The 18,687-nt window shown below is 61.6% G+C and carries 14 protein-coding genes; 5 read left to right on the top strand and 9 right to left on the bottom strand.

The window, feature by feature from the left end:
- Positions 1-12: 12 nt before the first annotated feature.
- Genes ACQQ2N_RS08695 through aceE form a run of 3 tightly spaced genes read right to left on the bottom strand, consistent with a single transcriptional unit; the run spans position 13 to position 3,684 of the window.
- Entirely contained in the window at positions 13-417 is a 405-nt protein-coding gene (locus ACQQ2N_RS08695; RefSeq protein WP_440225319.1) for a thiol-disulfide oxidoreductase DCC family protein, read from the bottom strand.
- Positions 404-967 carry a DUF4166 domain-containing protein gene (locus ACQQ2N_RS08700; protein WP_440225320.1) on the bottom strand — a complete coding sequence of 188 codons (564 nt, stop codon included), beginning with the start codon at positions 965-967 and terminating at the stop codon, positions 404-406. Before ACQQ2N_RS08700 ends, ACQQ2N_RS08695 begins: the two co-directional genes overlap by 14 nt.
- 2 nt (positions 968-969) lie before the next feature.
- Positions 970-3,684 carry a pyruvate dehydrogenase (acetyl-transferring), homodimeric type gene (gene aceE, locus ACQQ2N_RS08705; RefSeq protein ID WP_440225321.1) on the bottom strand — a complete coding sequence of 905 codons (2,715 nt, stop codon included), beginning with the start codon at positions 3,682-3,684 and terminating at the stop codon, positions 970-972.
- 191 nt (positions 3,685-3,875) lie between these two features.
- Here aceE and ACQQ2N_RS08710 point away from each other — a divergent pair, with 191 nt between their 5' ends.
- The gene (locus ACQQ2N_RS08710) at positions 3,876-5,945 is read left to right on the top strand and encodes a hypothetical protein (protein ID WP_440225322.1); all 2,070 of its coding nucleotides are present in this window, start codon (positions 3,876-3,878) and stop codon (positions 5,943-5,945) included.
- 37 nt (positions 5,946-5,982) lie between these two features.
- Here the strand turns inward: ACQQ2N_RS08710 and ACQQ2N_RS08715 are convergent, their stop codons facing one another.
- Both ACQQ2N_RS08715 and ACQQ2N_RS08720 read right to left on the bottom strand, forming a co-directional pair.
- Positions 5,983-8,304, bottom strand: a complete 2,322-nt coding sequence (locus tag ACQQ2N_RS08715; RefSeq protein WP_440225323.1) for an NADP-dependent malic enzyme — start codon at positions 8,302-8,304, stop codon at positions 5,983-5,985.
- 74 nt (positions 8,305-8,378) lie between these two features.
- Positions 8,379-9,641 (bottom strand): flavohemoglobin expression-modulating QEGLA motif protein, encoded by a 1,263-nt coding sequence (locus ACQQ2N_RS08720; protein WP_440225324.1) that lies wholly within the window; start codon positions 9,639-9,641, stop codon positions 8,379-8,381.
- Positions 9,642-9,742: 101 nt separating this feature from the next.
- Here ACQQ2N_RS08720 and ACQQ2N_RS08725 point away from each other — a divergent pair, with 101 nt between their 5' ends.
- Complete coding sequence (locus ACQQ2N_RS08725; protein WP_440225325.1) at positions 9,743-10,690, top strand: HNH endonuclease; 948 nt, start codon at positions 9,743-9,745, stop codon at positions 10,688-10,690.
- A 95-nt stretch (positions 10,691-10,785) separates the two neighbouring features.
- Here ACQQ2N_RS08725 and ACQQ2N_RS08730 read toward each other — a convergent pair whose 3' ends face one another.
- Entirely contained in the window at positions 10,786-11,865 is a 1,080-nt protein-coding gene (locus ACQQ2N_RS08730) for a hypothetical protein (protein WP_440225326.1), read from the bottom strand.
- A gap of 121 nt (positions 11,866-11,986) precedes the next feature.
- Here ACQQ2N_RS08730 and dcm point away from each other — a divergent pair, with 121 nt between their 5' ends.
- From dcm to ACQQ2N_RS08745, 3 genes are read left to right on the top strand one after another with little or no spacing between them, the layout of a single operon-like run.
- The gene (dcm, locus tag ACQQ2N_RS08735) at positions 11,987-13,246 is read left to right on the top strand and encodes a DNA (cytosine-5-)-methyltransferase (protein WP_440225327.1); all 1,260 of its coding nucleotides are present in this window, start codon (positions 11,987-11,989) and stop codon (positions 13,244-13,246) included.
- A 50-nt stretch (positions 13,247-13,296) separates the two neighbouring features.
- Complete coding sequence (locus ACQQ2N_RS08740) at positions 13,297-13,704, top strand: very short patch repair endonuclease (RefSeq protein WP_440225731.1); 408 nt, start codon at positions 13,297-13,299, stop codon at positions 13,702-13,704.
- Entirely contained in the window at positions 13,701-14,924 is a 1,224-nt protein-coding gene (locus ACQQ2N_RS08745) for a type II restriction endonuclease (protein ID WP_440225328.1), read from the top strand. Before ACQQ2N_RS08740 ends, ACQQ2N_RS08745 begins: the two co-directional genes overlap by 4 nt.
- 25 nt (positions 14,925-14,949) lie before the next feature.
- Here the strand turns inward: ACQQ2N_RS08745 and ACQQ2N_RS08750 are convergent, their stop codons facing one another.
- From ACQQ2N_RS08750 to ACQQ2N_RS08760, 3 genes are read right to left on the bottom strand one after another with little or no spacing between them, the layout of a single operon-like run.
- A complete protein-coding gene (locus ACQQ2N_RS08750) occupies positions 14,950-15,711 on the bottom strand; it encodes a DUF6339 family protein (protein ID WP_440225329.1) in 762 nt (253 codons plus the stop codon).
- Positions 15,708-16,529 carry a hypothetical protein gene (locus ACQQ2N_RS08755; protein ID WP_440225330.1) on the bottom strand — a complete coding sequence of 274 codons (822 nt, stop codon included), beginning with the start codon at positions 16,527-16,529 and terminating at the stop codon, positions 15,708-15,710. Before ACQQ2N_RS08755 ends, ACQQ2N_RS08750 begins: the two co-directional genes overlap by 4 nt.
- Entirely contained in the window at positions 16,519-18,384 is a 1,866-nt protein-coding gene (locus ACQQ2N_RS08760; RefSeq protein ID WP_440225331.1) for a hypothetical protein, read from the bottom strand. The genes ACQQ2N_RS08755 and ACQQ2N_RS08760 overlap by 11 nt, the downstream gene beginning before the upstream one ends.
- Between the last annotated feature and the right edge of the window lie 303 nt (positions 18,385-18,687).

The raw sequence follows: 18,687 nt of genomic DNA on the forward strand, positions 1-18,687 counted from the left end.
GTCGAGTGCCGTTCAGGGCAGGAAGCGTGCCTCGAGCGAAGCATCCGGGACCAGACACACGTCGTGGCGGCCGAACCAGCGGTAGCGGTTGCGCGCAAGCACGCGGTAGGCCGCGTCGCGCCATGCACGCGGCAGGATGCGCAGCACCGACAACGCGCGCCAGGCGCCGCCGAATCCGCCGACCACGCGCAGGATCGCGTCGCTGTCGGTACGTCCGACGCCGTCCTCGACGAACAGGAACGACAGCGGATCGTCCGGATCGAGACCGTGTGCGGAGAGCAGCGCGCGGCCCGTGTCCGACTGCATCGTCGCGAAGCGGATGCGCGCGGCACGGTCGTGGCGCACGATGAAGTGCACCCAGCGGCTGCACAGCCGGCACACGCCGTCGAACACGACGATCGCCTCAGGCGCGGACATCGAGCCAGCCCCGGTAGCGGATCAGCGTCCAGTCGCCGAATGCGAGTCCGGCATCGAAACGGTAGCGGCCTTCGGCATCCTGCGACTCGCGCGCGTGCACGCCCGCGAACCAGCGTGCAGGCACCGGCGTGCCGAACACGCGGGCGCCCACGACATGCCAGTCCATGCCGTCGGTGCGCGGATCGAGGCCGAACACGAGGCGTGCCGGACCGACCCGCTCGTGCAGGTGCGCGTCGCGATCGGACAGGCGCGACACCATGCGATGACCGGCGAAATCACGTCGCCACGTCTCGCCATCGGCGACGGACTCGATCGTGACCGCGATGGTGCCTCGAAGGCTCGGCGGCAGCCGCGTCAGCCACGCGGCGCAGGCTGCGAATGGCCCGCGTGCACGCACGACCTCGACCTCGCCGTGCAGCGTGCGCGTGCCGTGACCGCCGTGCAGGGTGCGCAGCGCGGCGGGGAGCCGCGTGAACGCGGCATCGCCGAGCAGCCGTGCGAACAGCGGCTGCCCGGCCTGTGCCACCGCGACGGGCGCGGCGGCGGTCATGCTCAGACCGATTCCGGGTTCGGCTTGTCGGTGTCGAGCTTCCAGGTCTTGATCGCGCGGGCGACGTCTTCCGGATTCATCTTGCCGTCGGCCGCGAGCGCGGCGATCGCCGCGTGCGCGATCCAGTAACGGTCGACCTCGAAGAAGCCGCGCAGCTGCGCACGCGAATCGCTGCGGCCGTAGCCGTCGGTGCCGAGCACCATGTACCGGCGGCCGTCCGGCATGAACGCACGGATCTGGTCGGCGTAGCCGCGCACGTAGTCGGTCGCGGCGACGACCGGGCCCTGGCGCGACTCGATGCACTCGGTGACCCAGGCCTTGCGCGGCGTCTTGTCGAGCGGATGCAGGCGGTTCCAGCGCTCGACGTCGAAACCGTCGCGGCGCAGCTCGTTGAAGCTCGGGCACGACCAGATGTCGGCGGCGACGCCGAACTCCTTGTCGAGCAGTTCGGCCGCGGCGATCACCTCGCGCAGGATCGTGCCGGAACCGAGCAGCTGCACGGTCGGGATGTTCTTCGCCTTGCCCTTGCCCTTGGCGTCGCCCGCGGCGCCGTCGCGCAGCAGGTACATGCCCTTGATGATGCCGGCCTCCGCGCCCTTCGGCATGTCCGGATGCGCGTAGTTCTCGTTCATGAGCGTGAGGTAGTAGTACACGTCCTCCTGCTCGGTGAGCATGCGGCGCGTGCCGTCCTGCAGGATCACGGCGATCTCGTAGGAGAACGTCGGATCGTAGCTGCGGCAGTTCGGGATCGAACCCGCGAGCAGGTGCGAGTGGCCGTCCTCGTGCTGCAGGCCTTCGCCGTTGAGCGTGGTGCGGCCCGCGGTGCCGCCGAGCAGGAAGCCGCGCGCGCGCATGTCGCCGGCGGCCCAGGCGAGGTCGCCGATGCGCTGGAAGCCGAACATCGAGTAGTAGATGTAGAACGGCAGCATCGGCACGTCGCTGATCGAGTAGCTCGTCGCGGCGGCGATCCACGACGACATCGCGCCCGGCTCGCTGATGCCCTGCTGCAGCACCTGGCCGGACTGGTCCTCGCGGTAGTACATGAGCTGGTCGGCATCCATCGGCTTGTACTTCTGGCCGAACGGCGCGTAGATGCCGATCTGGCGGAACATGCCTTCCATGCCGAACGTGCGTGCCTCGTCGCAGACGATCGGCACGATGCGCGGGCCGATCGCCTTGTCGCGCAGCATGAGGTTCATGCCGCGCACGAACGCCATCGTCGTGGAGATCTCGCGGTCGCCGGAGCTCTTGATGATCGGCTCGAGCACCTCGAGCGCCGGCGTCGGCAGCGAGGTGGACTTGGCGCGGCGCTGCGGCAGCGAGCCGCCGAGCGCGCGGCGGCGCTCGAGCAGGTACTGCACCTCGGGCGAGTCCGGACCCGGGTGGTAGTACGGCACCTCGGGCAGGTCGGCGTCGGACACCGGGATGTTGAAGCGGTCGCGGAACGCGCGGATCGCCGCGTCGTCCATCTTCTTCTGCTGGTGGGTGATGTTCTGCGACTCGCCCGCGCCGCCCATGCCGTAGCCCTTGACGGTCTTGGCGAGGATGACGGTCGGGCGACCGACCGTGTTGACCGCCTCGTGGTAGGCCGCGTAGACCTTGTGCGGATCGTGTCCGCCGCGGTTGAGGCGCCAGATGTCGTCGTCGGAGAGGTTGGCGACCATCTCCTTGAGCTCGGGGTACTTGCCGAAGAAGTGCTCGCGCGTATACGCGCCGCCGAACGCCTTGCAGTTCTGGTACTCGCCGTCGACGGTTTCCATCATGAGCTTGCGCAGCGTGCCGTTCTTGTCGCGCGCGAGGAGCGGATCCCAGTAGCTGCCCCACAGCACCTTGAGCACGTTCCAGCCGGCGCCGCGGAACACGCCTTCGAGTTCCTGGATGATCTTGCCGTTGCCGCGCACCGGGCCGTCGAGACGCTGCAGGTTGCAGTTGACGACGAACACGAGGTTGTCGAGGCCTTCACGACCGGCCAGCGAGATCGCGCCGAGCGATTCGGGCTCGTCCGACTCGCCGTCGCCGATGAAGCACCACACCTTGCGGTCGCTCTGCGGGATCAGGCCGCGGTGCTCGAGGTACTTCATGAACTGGGCCTGGTAGATCGCCTGCAGCGGGCCGAGGCCCATCGAGACGGTCGGCACCTGCCAGTAGTCGGGCATCAGCCACGGATGCGGGTACGAGGACAGACCCTTGCCCTTGCCGGCGACTTCCATGCGGAAGTGGTCGAGCTGCTCGGCGCTGACGCGGCCTTCGAGGAACGAGCGCGCGTACACGCCCGGGCTCGAGTGACCCTGGTGGAACACGAGGTCGCCGGGGTGCTCGGCGCTCGGCGCGCGCCAGAAGTGGTTGAAGCCGACGTCGTACAGCGTCGCCGACGAGGCGAAGCTCGCGATGTGGCCGCCGAGGTCGCCGGGCTTGCGGTTCGCGCGCACGACCATCGCCATCGCGTTCCAGCGCACGAGCGAGCGGATGCGCCATTCCATCGCCGCGTCGCCGGGCGATTTCACCTCGAGGTGCGGCGGGATCGTGTTGATGTATTCGGTGGTCGGCTGGAACGGCAGGTGGCCGCCGGCGCGACGCGTCTCCTCGACCATGCGCTCGAGCAGGTAATGCGCGCGATCCGTGCCCTCGGCCTCGATGACCGACTTGACCGAATCGGTCCATTCGCGCGTCTCGACGGGATCCATGTCCTGATCGAGGATGTCCTGGAGCTGGTTCATGATGGTGACCTCTGCGGCCGCTCGTGGGGCGGCTTGGTGAACGGAAGTACGGACTGCACCGGACAGTTTAGCCCGCCGGGGCGGCCGAGGGGAGCGCCGAAGGTCCCGACGATGCCACGATGTCCGTTTCCGCCATGTGTCCTGCGTATCCTCCCCGGGCGCGACCGCGCCGCCACGCCGGGACCCCTGCCATGATCCGCCGCCACGCCGCCGTCTTCAGCCTGCTCGCCCTGCTCGCGCCGGGCCTCGCCCGCGCCGACCTCGTCATCTACGACGATGCGCTGCGCAACGGCTTCGAGAACTGGTCGTGGGGCGATGCCAACTTCGCCTCGACCGCCAACGTGCACGCCGGCACGTTCGCGATCGCGTTCAATGCGCACTCGTGGCAGGGCGTGTCGTTCGTGGACCCGGGGACGCCGCTGCAGGTCGTCGACTGGCCCGAGCTGCGGTTCTGGATCCGCGGCACCGCCGGCGGCGAGCGCCTGTCGATCACCTTGCAGCACGACAACGCCGCGGTCGCGAGCGCGCCGCTCGAGGGCTTCGTCAGCGGCGGCGCGATCGTGGCCGGGCAGTACCGCGAGGTGGTCGTGCCGCTCGCCGCGGCACCGCTCGGCTACACCGGGCCGTTCGAGCGCATCGACATCGCCGATGCGAGCGGCAACGCGGCCGCCTCGGCGCAGCGCGTCACGATCGACGACGTGCGCCTCGTCGCCGCGGGTGCGGGCGTCGTCGACCCGATCTTCGCCAACGGCTTCGACGGCAGCGGGCCGCCCGCCGCGGGCGGCCTCGTCATCGAGCGCGCGGTCGCGATCGACGGCTTGTCGGGCGACCGCTTCGGCTGGACCGACAGCGCCGGCCTGCCGCGCTCGGCGACGCTCGCGCTCAACAACGCGGGCAGCGCGCCGAACGGCAGCCGCGGCGGCGAGCTGCGCGAGTTCCGCTACCGCGTCGGTGCGGCCACGCGCACGGTCACGGCCGTGTCCGGCGGTGCGGGTGGTTTCGGCTACGTCGTCTCGCACCCGACCGACGCGGCGGTGTGCACGGGCGGCGGTGACTCGTCGAGCCTCGGCCATTTCACGCCGGGCACGTTCCAGCGCGTGTTCGAAGGTCGCCATCACGCGATCCTGCGTTTTACGCAGGCCTATCCGCGTTACTGCACGACGAACGCACCGGCGACGCGCTACGACCTGCCCGTGACGATCGACTGGGTCATCGCGAACGGCCGCGACCACCCGCTGTGGTCGGTCACCTGGGACATGTCGGGCGTGCCCGTGAACCGGCTCGAGGACGATGCGCGCGGCCCGTACGGTGAACTGCGCATCGACGGCGCCGCCAGCGACGCCGCACGCGGGCTCATCGCGGGCGTCGCCTGGGGTGACCGTTACCGCTTCACGAGCACGACCAACCCGGTCACGTTCGCGAGCGCCTGGACGTGGAACACGCCCAACACGATCCCGTTCGTGAAGCTGTGGACGCAGTCCGATGCGACGATGGGCATCGTGCAGACGCGCACGATCGACCAGCAGGACGCGGGCGGCTACTGGGGCCAGGACTCGTGGGGTCGCACGAGCGCGCAGGGCAATGCCTGCGCGGGCGGCGGCTACGCGATGCCATGCGACTACAACTGGCCGTTCCAGTCGATCAACTACGAACTCTATGGCGGCGCCACGCGCAACGCGCGCCTCGCCTGGGGCACCAACTTCGGTTTCCTCGGCCAGCAGCAGTACCGTATCCGCGGCAACGCGAACTACGGCGGCGGCGCGAACGGCACCGCGTTGCCGGGCGACCCGATGGCGTCGGGCTGGCCGCGCAAGAGTTACGCGACCCACATCGTGCTCGGCACGCATGCCAGCGATCCGGTCGGCGTGCAGGTCGGGCAGGTCGAGGCGATCCAGGGGCTGTCGCTGTCCACGACGATCGGCAGCGTCGCGACTTCGGGCCGTGCCGGTGTCGGCGACGCGACGTCGATGACCTACGCACCGGCCGGCTACGATCCGGTCTACGGCGCGCTGACCTTCGTCGCTGCGACGAACCGTATCGACGCCACGGTCACGGTGCCGGCCGGGCGCACGCTGCGCCGGCCGCTGGTCGTCGTGCGCCAGTACGGCGCGGGCATGCCGACCACGCTGCGCCTCGACGGTGCGACGCTGGTGCGCGACGTCGATTGGCTGCCGTCGCCGCGCGGCGATGCGCAGGAGCTGTGGATCACGCTCGCGCGCGACCTCGCGGCGGGCGCGCACCGCATCGAACTGGTGCCCTGAAGCGCGCGCCCGGCACGTTCGCCGGGCGCGGTGGCGATCAGCCTTCCTGTGCGTCGACGCCGTCCGCACGCGCCGCGAACGCCGCGCGGATCTGCGCCTCGACCGCCGCGATCGCGGTCATGTTGACGACGCGGCGCACGGTCGCCGCCGGTGTGAGGATGTGCGCGGGATGGGTCAGGCCCATGAGGATCGGGCCGAGCGCGACGCCGTCGGTCATCACGCGCGTGATGTTGTAGCCGATGTTCGCGGCGTCGAGATTCGGGCACACGAACACGTTGGCGCGGCCCTTGAGCATCGAGTTCGGGAACAGGCGGTCGCGCACCTCCTCGTTGAACGCCGTGTCGGCGTGCATCTCGCCTTCGATCTCGAGCTCGGGTGCGCGCTCGCGCACGATCTGCAGCGCCTGGCGCATCTTCGACGCCGACGCATCCTCGTGGCTGCCGAAGTTCGAGTGCGACAGCAGCGCGATCTTCGGCACCACGCCGAACAGCTTGAGGCGGCGCGCACCTTCGATCGTCGCCTCGGCGATCTGCTCGGCGTTGGGCTCGAGCTTGACGTGCGTGTCGAGGAAGAAGAACACGCCCTTCTCGTTGACCACGCCGGTCATCGCCGACGGCGCGTGCACGTGCGGGTCGAGCGGGATGATGTCCTGCAGGTAGCGCAGCTTCTTGTGGTAGCGGCCGACGATGCCGGTCAGCAGCGCATCGGCCTCGCCACGGCGCAGCATCAGTGCCGCGATCACGGTCGGGCGCGAGCGCACGATCGCCTTGGCGCCGTCCGGGGTGACGCCGCGGCGCTCGAGCAGGCTGTGGTAGAGCGTCCAGTATTCCTTGAAGCGCGGATCGTTCTCGATGTTGCAGATCTCGAAATCGACGCCGGGCTTGAGGCGCAGGCGCAGGCGCTGGATGCGCGACTCGATCACGGTCGGGCGGCCGACCAGGATCGGCCACGCGAGGTGCTCGTCGGCGATGTGCTGCACGGCCTGCAGCACAGTCTCTTCCTCGCCCTCGGCGAACACGACGCGCTTGCGGTCCGAGCGCGCGCGATCGAACACGGGCTTCATGACGAGGCCGCTGCGGAACACGAACGTGTTGAGGCGCTCGCGGTAGGCCTCGCAGTCGGGCAGCGGGCGTGTCGCCACGCCCGAGTCCATCGCCGCGCGCGCGACAGCCGGCGCGAGGTGGGTCAGCAGGCGCGGGTCGAACGGCTGCGGGATCAGGTAATCGGGACCGAACGAACGCGTCTGCCCGCCGTAGGCGCGCGCGGCGACGTCCGACATCTCGCGGCGCGCGAGTTCGGCGATCGCGTGCACGCAGGCGATCTTCATGTCCTCGTTGATCGCGGTCGCACCGACGTCGAGCGCGCCGCGGAACAGGTACGGGAAGCACAGCGCGTTGTTGACCTGGTTCGGGTAGTCCGAACGGCCCGTCGCGATGATCGCGTCGGGATTCGCCTCACGCACGAGCTCGGGCAGGATCTCGGGCGTCGGGTTGGCGAGCGCGAAGATGATCGGCTGCGCGGCCATGCGCTTGACCATGTCCTGGCTCAACACGCCGGGGGCCGACAGGCCGAGGAACACGTCGGCGCCGTCGATGATCTCGCCGAGCGTGCGCGCGTCGGTGTCGCGCGCGAAGCGCGCCTTGTTCTCGTCCATCTCCTCGGCACGGCCGCGCCAGACCACGCCGAGGCGGTCGGCGACCCAGATGTTGGCCGGATCGGCGCCGAGGCTCACGAGCATGTTGAGGCAGGAGATGCCGGCCGCGCCGGCGCCCGTGTGGACGATCTTGATGTCGGCGATGTTCTTGCCGACGATCGTCAGCGCGTTGATCAGCGCGGCGCCGACGATGATCGCGGTGCCGTGCTGGTCGTCGTGGAACACCGGGATCTTCATGCGCTCGCGCAGCTTGCGCTCGACCGTGAAGCACTCCGGCGCCTTGATGTCCTCGAGGTTGATGCCGCCGAAGCTCGGCTCGAGGCTCGCGATGATGTCGACGAGCTTGTCCGGATCCTTCTCGTCGATCTCGATGTCGAACACGTCGATGCCGGCGAACTTCTGGAACAGCATGCCCTTGCCTTCCATGACGGGCTTGGCGGCGAGCGGGCCGATGTCGCCGAGGCCGAGCACGGCGGTGCCGTTGGTGATCACCGCGACGAGGTTGCCGCGCGCGGTCAGCGTGGCCGCCTCGCCGGGCTCGCGCACGATCTCCTCGCAGGCGAACGCGACGCCGGGCGAGTAGGCGAGCGACAGCTCGCGCTGGGTGACCACGGATTTGGTCGGGACGACCTTGATCTTTCCGGCCGGCTCCTTGCGGTGGTAGGCGAGGGCGGCCTGCTTGAGTTCGTCGGGCTTGCTGGACATGGAATCGTCAGGGGATCACGTGGGATGCGTGGCGCTAGTGTAGTGGCTCGGCCGCCGCGGGGCGGCACGCGGCGTCACAGCGACAGCACGAGGTCCTCGGCCTGGATGTGGTCGAGGCGGATGCGGTTGGCGAACAGCGAGAACGCGAGCATCGCGGCGAGGCCGTTGGCCTGGCGTACCCAGCGCGGCAGCCAGGTCGGTGCGGCGATGTAGCCCGAGGCGAATTCGGCATCGAGCGAGACCACGTCGTGCAGGCTCATCTTGCCCGCGAACAGGTTGCGGCACAGGTCGAGGCGGCGGTTGCGCAACGCCCAGCGGAAGAACGTGTGCACCGAGAGCAGGCCATGCAGGTAGACGGTGTCCTTGGTGAACGCGGCGCCGCCGGTCAGCGGTGAGCCACGGTACACGCGCTGCGCTGACGCGAAGCTGTCGGTCTCGCTCTGCCCGGCATCGAGGAAGAAGCGGAACACCTCGATGAAATCCGCGCCCGCGAGCGCCTTGTCGATCGCGAGGATGCGCAGGCTGATGCGCTTGACGCGCTCGATGTCGAGCGAGCCGGTCATGAGTTCGGCGAACACGGCGAGGCCTTCCTGCGTCGCCGTGATGCGCGGTGAATTGAGGCCGAGCGAGGCGAGGTTGGGCTGGCGCCGCCCGTTGAGCGCCGTGAGCGTGTGCACGTAAGCCTCGTGCTCGAGCAGCTGGTTGCGGTCGAACTCGCTGAAGCACGTCGCCGAGCGCAGGCGGATGCGCTTGGCACCCGCGGCGGCCTTGGCGATCAGCGAATCGTCGATCTCCACGCGCACCATGCCGTTGCCGAAGAACGCGTCGAGCTGCTGCTGCAGGTCGTCGCGCAGCACGTCGGCCGGGATGCAGTAGTCGGCCGCATTCGCGGCGAGTTCGCCGTCGAGCTCGCCGGCCAGCGCGATGAAGTGGTGTGCCGCGTCGACGTTGGTGAGCTCACTGCCCGGCACGCGATGCCCGGGCCGGCCGAACAGACGGATCGAATGTTCCGTAAGCGCTGGCGTGCCCGCCGCGTCCAGAAGCTCCGTCGCGTGCCGCCATGCCACCGCGCTGCGCCGCAGGTACTCGCCGACCGGATGCTGCGGATCGGCCTCGGCATGGATCGCATCGAGTGCCTCGCGCACGGGTGCGTGATCCGCATGCGGATAGTCGATCTCCGGCAGGCGCGTCGTGCCGCGCCGCCAGTCGGCGAGGAAGCGCTCCTGCGCCGCCGCGGGCCAGCTCAACGCCCCGAGCAGGCGGATGCCCTTGACCGCCGCGACGAGGCGACGATCGAGCTCGGCGTGGCGTTCGAGGGGATCCCGCGTGCTGGCCATGGAGGGACTATAGTGGAAACAGATCACCGCACGGTGTAGCTCAATGAGTCTCGCGAGATTTTCCTGCGAGAATTCTTGGCAGCTTGAGTTGAGGACTACGAATGAATCTGAACAAGCCGAGTGACTTACTTACGCTTGCTGTCGGCGAAGTTGTCACTAAGCGTAACCTTTTCGATCTCATTAAGTTGTCGAAGGTAGACGGCTCCTCATGCTGGGAGGGGGAAGAATGGATGATCAGAAATACTCCTCAGCAAGGCATAAACTGGATTGGTGAGCTTCCGCTTTGCCGCGCGGTATTAATCAAGACCAAGAAAGGGTCTTACGATAATGATGGCTGGGAGAATGATGGAAAAGGGGTCTATCGTTATTCATTAAAAGCGCGTTTGGGGGAGATATCTTACACGGAGAAAGCTAATAGGGTGCTTCTTGACCAGCCTGAGCATGGTTATCCAATCATGCTTTTTAACGAAATTGCAGGTGATTGGGTTCACGAAGGAGAATTTGGGGTTGTTAAGGTAGCCGATGAGTACGTTGTACTTAGGAGAATGGCTGAGGTGCCTAGGAGTGCGCTTACAGAAGAGGATAGGCTACTTGGAGAAGAGACGCTGGATGCTGATGATAGCTACGCAATCGACTTGCTGCTAACCAGTAAAAGCATTGCTAAAACTGAGTGTATCCAGCTGATCAAGGCGAGAGTGGGTCAAGGAGTTTTTCGAGCGAGAGTTTCAGTTATTGAAAAATTCTGTAGAATAACGGGCATTAATGATGATCGCTTTCTTAACGCCAGCCATATTAAGCCATGGTCGAAGTGTGAGAATGTTGAGAGGCTTGATGGAAATAATGGACTGCTTTTGACGCCAAATATCGACCGGCTTTTCGACAGGGGTTACATCACGTTTGACGACGATGGGCGACTGCACGTAAGCACTCAATTGCCTATTGGTATATTAAAGCTTTGCGGCTTGGATGGTGCAATCGGATCGAAGCCTCTATCTTCCCAGCAGCAGCGCTATATGGCTTATCACAGAGATGTTGTTTTCAAGGCGTGACTTATTCTCTGAGGGGGAGCGGTTCTCGCGGGTTAAACTAGACGCGGCGCGCTTCTTAATTTCCATATGTGATATCTTCGCGTCGATTGTCGGTTTTATTGTATGCGTTGCGCGCGGATCATTTCGTCAGACACTTTCTGGCCGTCTCGGCTTCGAACAAGTTCAAATAGCTTTCTTGAAAGTTCTTCTTGGCGATCAGCGAGCGACCCGATCAGACAGAAGCCGTCTGCAGGAACATACTTATATGAAAGGGTACATGTTCCAGTAAGGGAGGTGTGTGCAGGAGAGCGTCCACCCAACGTTCTTTCCGCTGCTTCGATCGCCGAGGAATCCATTATTTTTCCTATTATAAGAGCGCGACTCCGCATTCGAAGGTCACTGTGCAAATACATCGAGCCTACTTCCTTTGACCATTTCGGCTTGACGACTAGCGCATAGAGGGTCGAGACACCCGCCTCATTCATGAGGCGCATCATGTTCAGCTCCCCATCATTGATTCCGAACCGAAGCGCGTCCTTTCCGAACGGGAACTTGTGTTTGGCTTCGAGCATCCATAAGCGATCGCCAAATAGGCAGATACGATCGAGATTCCATACGCTTCGGAAAAAGGGTTGCACCCCGAAATTAACGAGGAGTCGGAAGAGCACCAGTTCCTTCCAAAGCCTATCTCCTTTGTATGTATCTGCCAAATAACCCCAGAACGCAGTGCGCTGTCGATCGGCGTCTCGAACCGTGAGATCAGCTTGTTGAAAGATCGGTCTTCTGCCACTGAGGAGAGCCAGCATGTCCTGTAGTGGCGTCGGCTCACCGGCACGCTTACCTGCGCTGCATTTCGTGGCGAAGAACTCGTTCTCACGGAACTCGATGAGATGCACATCGGCTACTCGTTCAAGCGCTTGGAGGTAGCGCCCGAGGCCGGGAAACGTCAGCGATCGAGTCCAGATCAAGGCGAGCCTTCGTGCCGCTTTACGCCTCGTATCGACAATGATCGTCTCGATGTCCAGTCGCTGCATCGATGTTGGTGCCGCCTCTGTAAGCGGCTGCAGGATCTGGTCGAACGTGTTTTCCACAACGAGCCCTTCAAGCAGTTGGTGCTTGTCGTAGCTCAAGATCGTGAAGGCTAGCTCTCTGTTGGTCGCATCGAGGTCGGCCAATCTCCCCCAAGGAGTCTCCATTCAGGCGATTTTCCCGTCGAATCTTGCGACAGGATACCTGTGAGGCGGCACCTTCGCGACGGTTGACCTCAGGGATCATTCCTGGACAGAATGTCCACCAAAATTCCCAGGGAGCGCCGTGATGACCCAGGTGATCGACCCCCTTTCGTTGCTCAGGCAGGTCCGCCTGCGCATGACCCAGCAGGCGCTTGCTGACCGACTACAGACCAACAAAAAGACGATCTATCGCTGGGAGCGCGGGTTGACGCGCTGCCCTCAACTCGTTGCTCCCGCACTTCAGGAAATTTTGCGTATGAACCGCTCTTCCGCTCCTGACAAGCCTGCAAGCTTCACTTTCGCCGACCTCTTTGCGGGCATTGGGGGGATTCGGATTGGTTTCGAGCGCGCCGGGGGACGCTGTGTGTTCACCAGCGAATGGAATGAGTGGTCAAAGAAGACTTATCTCGAGAATTTTGGTGATGGGCATCCATTCGAGGGCGACATCACTCAAGTTGCGGCGAAAGATATCCCGGATCATGACGTATTGCTGGCAGGATTTCCGTGTCAGCCGTTCTCCATCGCCGGTGTCAGCAAGAAAAATGCGCTTGGCCGTCCACACGGATTTGAATGTTCTACACAGGGAACGCTGTTCTTTGATATTGAGCGAATCATCTCGGAAAAGAAACCTAAGGCTTTTCTGTTGGAGAACGTAAAAAATCTGGTCAGTCACGATCGTGGAAACACGTTTCGTGTGATCCGCGAAGTGCTTGAGGGGCTGGGCTACAAATTGCATTGGAGAGTAATCGACGGAAAGTCATATGTCCCACAGCATCGGGAGCGGATATTGATCGTAGGCTTCCGTGAGGATACCGATTTCACATGGGATGACCTGCAGCTACCACCTCAAGGCCCGGATGTCGTATCAATTTTGCATCCAGAGGACGGCAGCGAAGAAGCGGAGCGACATTACACCACCGGTCCACGGGCAGAAATTAGCCCGCGCTATACGCTTACTAAAAACCTTTGGGACTATCTTCGTGCATACGCGGCCAAGCATCAGGCTGCTGGTAACGGATTCGGCTACGGATTGGTCCGTCCTGGGACGGATCGCCACACTCGTACGCTCTCGGCTCGATACTACAAGGATGGCAGCGAAATTTTGATCGAGCGTGGACGCGGCAAGCGCCCGCGTCGATTGACACCACGCGAATGCGCGCGGCTCATGGGCTTTCCTGACGATTTCAGAATCATTGTCAGCGACACGCAGGCTTATCGACAGTTCGGAAACAGTGTGGTAGTCCCGGTTATGGAGGCCGTGGCGAAGATCATGGCGCCGCGAATTCTCGAGATAAAGGCGCGTGAAGCCGGTGAAGTAACACAGCCGCGCCTCAGGGCCGCCTGATCCAACCGCGAATGACCGACACGGTCAGTCCCGATGTGCGGAGCCGGATGATGTCCGGCATCCGCGATAGAGACACGAAACCCGAGTGGTTGGTGCGGCGTGCGCTGCACGCGCGAGGGTTCCGCTACAGACTGCATGCGCGTGAGCTTCCGGGCCGGCCGGACATAGTGCTGCCACGGCATCGCGCTGTGGTCTTTGTGCATGGATGCTTCTGGCACGGTCATGATTGCCGCTACTTTCGGTTGCCCTCGACGCGGCCGGAATTCTGGGCGAATAAAATCGCACGCAATCAAAGCAATGACACGCGCGCAAGTGCATTATTAAGCGAGGCGGGCTGGCGAGTCGCTATTGTCTGGGAGTGCGCAGTGCGCGATCGAAGGCGAGACATTGACGCTGTCGCAGACGCGTTGGCCCAATGGTTGCACGGAGAGAGTGCGATTTGGGAGATCAGAGGATGAAACGAGGTTACCTGTCAGAGTACTTCGAGGGCGTCGCAGCAAAGAGGCTTTCGGCTGTAGAGGCTGATGAGACGCGCTCCAATCAGCATGAGTACAATGCTACGAAGGCGATCTTGGGATTCATGGGCCGGCCCGCCGGGCGAACACAGCTTCCTGCGCGCTTTGTGTATATGAGCGATGAGGATGACGAGCCTGTGTTCGAGGACGCCTTCCTGACTGTCTACGATAGTCGCGAGCGGCATCCTACACGCTCAGAATATCGGTTCTATTTTCCAACAACAATGGTTTCACAGCTCGCCGGGGAAAATGATCTTTTGGTGATCGCAAAACGGCGCGACGGCGGCTTGTTGGTGATTGTCGCAGAATATGGCTCCAGTGCGGCAAACCAGATAGAGTGGCTTTTTGGTCTATCGGCTGACACTCTGCCCGGATTCTCCGTGCGAGCGGAGCTTGAGAACGATCAGGACCGCGTGGGATTTACCGCAACTTTCATCTTGGAAAGTATCGGAATCGTTGTTGAGCCACAGGAAGAGACTTGGCTAGATGTAATGCTCCACCGATTTGGCGGGATCTTTCCGAAAACGTTAGAATTCTCCAATTTTGCCCGCGGAACATTGAAAGGGGTTGATCCGCGCGAAGACCCGGATGCAGCTCTGATGGCATGGATGGAGCGCGAAGAAATCCTTTTCCGAACATTGGAAAGGCACTTAATAGGAGATAGGCTTTCAAAAGGATTCGCGGGGAATGGTGATGGCGCCGATATTGAAGGCTTTATGCGATTTTCACTTTCGGTTCAAAATCGCCGCAAGAGCCGGGTAGGACTGGCGTTGGAGAACCATTTGGCGCATCTGTTCGGCGTACTGGATATACGCTGCGTCAGGACAGCAACAACTGAGCGGCGTTCAAAGCCGGACTTCCTCTTTCCGAGCGCAGCTGAGTACTACGATCCATCATACGACTCGAAGCGTCTGATGATGCTCGGCGTCAAAAGCACCTGCAAGGATCGCTGGCGCCAGATCCTGTCCGAGGCTGACCGGATCAGTCCCAAGCACCTTCTTACTTTGGAGGCAGGCATTAGTGAAAATCAGACCAGAGAAATGCATGGCCAAGGCGTGCAACTCGTCCTTCCGAGAGCGTTGCATGAGACATACAACACTGCGCAGCGTGCTTGGCTTCAAGACGTTAGCTCATTCTCGCGCCTGGTCAAATCCCTGCAATAATGTGACTGAGACGGTCTGTCAGCTCTTATCCGGACATCCGGGCCGACAAAGTGGCCTTGGTCGCCTCCTTCAAGCATCGAGCTGTGAAGCTGTCAATTTCTTGGCTTTCCCACATCTCGAAGGCAATACCTGCGCCGAGAAGATTTACTGATTTCATGAACTCGCGGAACAACGCTTCACTCCTGAGCAGACTATTGTTTTGCTCCAACGCATGGATGATGGCGCGACCCAGCGCAGGGCGCATGCCGATGCCAGAGCGTTCGATGAGGCCTTGGCGAATATCGGCACGAGCCAGCATGACATTCAGTGCACGAATTGGACTCTCGGGGAGCATTTGCGCAGCGATGTAGTAGTTCCACCACAACCTTGAAATGGCATGGTCATCGCGGCAAGCCTGCAGCGTCGAAGCGAAGAAATGCTTGCGGATTTGCTTCTCCATAGCGTCTGAGGAGACATCGGCGTGTAGCCATCTCCGTCGGGAATACTCCAAGCACTCAACATGGCTTAGGCGGATCCATACCCTGTTCTCCCGAGCCAGCGTCGGTGTTAGCTGCCTGAGGGTGCGTCCGACCAAGATCGAGTTGTTGATCTCGTTCTCAGGGGCATTGCTTGGTGAAAGTTGCGCCAGTTGCTCGCGGTCCCCCTCCACCGAGAGCGGAATCTGCCAGTCTCCTGTGGCTTCCAAGTCAAGAAAATCGCCGCCAATGTACCGGTCGACATTGCTTTCGATTCCGTCGGAGAGGTCATCGGCGACCTGCTGGCCGACGTACAGCAGCTTGGCCATCATGATCCAAGCTCGACAACAGGCTTCAACAGCCCGAGCGGGCCATCGAGCAGCTTTTGTGCCGCTTCTGCGAGATCGCCGTTGACATCAATGCCAGCAGCGTCACAGCGTGCTTTCATGACCACGTGCCAACGCCGATCATCGAAGTTTCCACTTCTCATTGCATCGAGCGCAGACATCACGACGGGGAGGTAGAGCGCAGGGAGAAGCAGATTCTTCATTGCGTTCGCTCGTAGATTATAGAGCGTATCGTACAGTGATGGAGGTGCCAGTATGTGGATTGCTTCTGATTCAAAATCGGAAACAAATCGACCTTCGGGGAGATCTGTCACTTTCTTCAAGCGAAAGATAGATTCTAGGCGGGCCAACTTCTCAAGCCCGGCTTCAAATCTAAACTCCTCGGTAAGCGCTAGAAAATCACCTTTCTGGACCGTTCGTGAGGCAGCCGGAAATTCAGCATTGATACTTTCCGATTCGAGGGTAACGTTATTTTGCGTGGCCAGCAAAACCCCCCTGACGTAGACCGTTCCGCGGACTTTTCCGCCTGCCAGATCGATCCTGACGTCGTTGAGATCGCACTCTTGGAATCTATCAAAGTAGGTTCCAACGCACGTTATCATCAATCCGGACTTAGCTTTGCCAGTATCGATAGTCCTCCGTAACGCTTCATCATCCAAATGCATTGATCCTTCAAGGATGACGCGCGCTGTAGACGGCGTTTCCACAATTTCAAGCGTCAGATCAAATTTTTTCTCTCCATAGTCACCTGTGGAGTCGGAAAGTACCGGATAAGGAAAGCTTGTGTCGGGTCTAATCCGCATGGGACGAATCCTCGTTTGCGAGGACCATGCGGATTGGTCCGGTATAGGCTTGATCAAAACGAACGATTATACTTTCTCTCCGTCCCTCCTGAAGAATAATGCGGGGCATCTTGGCCGTCTTTTTCGCGTCGATTTCCAGCACCGCAAGCACTTCATCACCTGAAACGCCGACTGCGGAGAATTCCATCAATGCGGTTCCAGACGCGCTGGGGGTGAATGACACTAGTCGGGTTGCTGGGTCTCCGGATGGAGGTAGGGAATTGCGCATCGATGTGTAACCGATACTTCTTCCTCCGCGACCACCGCGCGATCCTCGCCCGCTGCCCTTACGACCTCCGGATGTTTTTCCGCCTTTCGCACCAGAACTCTTCTGTCCACCAGCCGATCCACTGGCACCCGCTGGTCCTGTTCCTACGCTTTTGGCAACACTAGGTGTTGTATCAAGTTTGATCTTTTCCGGGTCGGTGTTCGGATCATTGGGATCAGGTACCGCGACGACGTCTCCTGGCTTAGAGAAGAATCTGTTCATCTCGTCTAACAGGACCTCCGCTTCCGACGGTTTTGTAGTGGACGCTTTGATAGTCTCGCGGATCCACTGCCCTACCTTTTTCATCGAGCGGCGTATCTTGGGACGCTCGGTCATGTCGTCGAACCGCTCTGCAGAGATTTCGTCGTGCTTGGGGCTTTCCATGTCGCGGATTCTTCCGCTGGTCGCTCTATCCGCCGGTTCAAGAATGGCCACGAAATCCCGTGACAGGCTAAAGCGAGCGAGCGGTTGATTGAAATGTCTGAGATTGTCCGTGATGTACATGCCGTTGCGTAGAATTCCGACCCGCTTGGGAAAACGCTCCTGTTGCAGCAATCTGAGCTTAAACCTGCCGATATCGGAGAAGCTCTCTTCGTATATTTCTGTCTGCTCAGATGAAAGGACAGCAAGCATGGCCGCGCTAAACTGAAGATCCTCTGATGTTCCTGCCGTATCCGCCGCGTCTTGAACCGCGGGATTACTAAAAAGGCCGCTCAACGTGTTGGTTGATATTTCGACAGGGCCGCCACACTCTGGTTGGACGGTAAAGCGTACTGACTGATCGTGTATCGCAGAGAAAAAATTTCGCACTAGCGACTCGACAACCTGCCAGTGCCAATTGGTCTCTTCGATAAAGCCAATTGCAGCTACGGTCGTACCTACGTCGTTCCGCGCTAACCATTCGGGAACATCGGCTTTTCCAGTGACCGGCTGGAATTCGGGTTCCCCCCAATATCCCGCGGCGCGGCGCATTTTGCCGTCTTGTGTGTGAGAGACCAGAATACTCTTGCCTTGCGCGAGATAAAATGCGGTGCCGGTGTCCTCGTAAAGTGTCGAGTAGAAAACTGTTCTAAGGTTGGAAATTGCGAACGCTGCGTTCTTGCCAATTCCAAAAGATCCACCGGCATCGGCATCGGACTTTTGGCTTACTCCAGAAGACTTAACGAGCGCGTAGAAAGGCCTCCCAGGTTCTACAGGGCCAATAAGCCCTGTTGTCCCATAGTCCTCGATAGCTAAAATCGGAATGTCTGCAGCGTTCGCGACCGATATCGCCCTTTCAAAGAAACCCTGATCTTTCTTCAGGTTTCTGCATTTTGCTTGTTTTAAGCAGATATGAAGCGTGGCTCTAAGGGACTGGATGTCAGGGATTTCGTCTGTGGGAACTCGCAAAAATTTAAAGACCATGTGTACAGGCGTAGCCGTGCCATCTTGGAGTTTTGCGGCCGCATCTAAGCTGTTCTGGGAGCACTCGCGCGCTATGCCGGGATACTGCGAGCCCTTGAATGTCTCGATGCCTGCATGGCCGAGCCCTTCTTCTTCGCCACCCATGTTCGGAACGAACTCCCACCGAATCATAAATTTCCCCTGGAGGGCAGCCGCTAGGTCCGGAGCTCAATTAACCACCTGCGGACTTAGAATTCAACAGATCTGTTGAAGTGTCTGTTCTTAACACTCAAGCCTTGGTGGATGCTGTCTGATCTGTTGGGCACGCATCGTCCAGCGGGTACGAGCGAGAGGGTAGGCAAAGCAAGCCACTCCGTGTAGTCCTTACACATGAGAAGCTTGAACGAGTTCGAGCTTACTTCCGCGCGCCGCGGTGGTGCAGCCGCCATCCAGCCAACCGTCGCTACG

Source organism: Dokdonella aquatica (assembly GCF_051987395.1).
In the GTDB taxonomy this organism is placed as follows: Bacteria; Pseudomonadota; Gammaproteobacteria; order Xanthomonadales; family Rhodanobacteraceae; genus Dokdonella.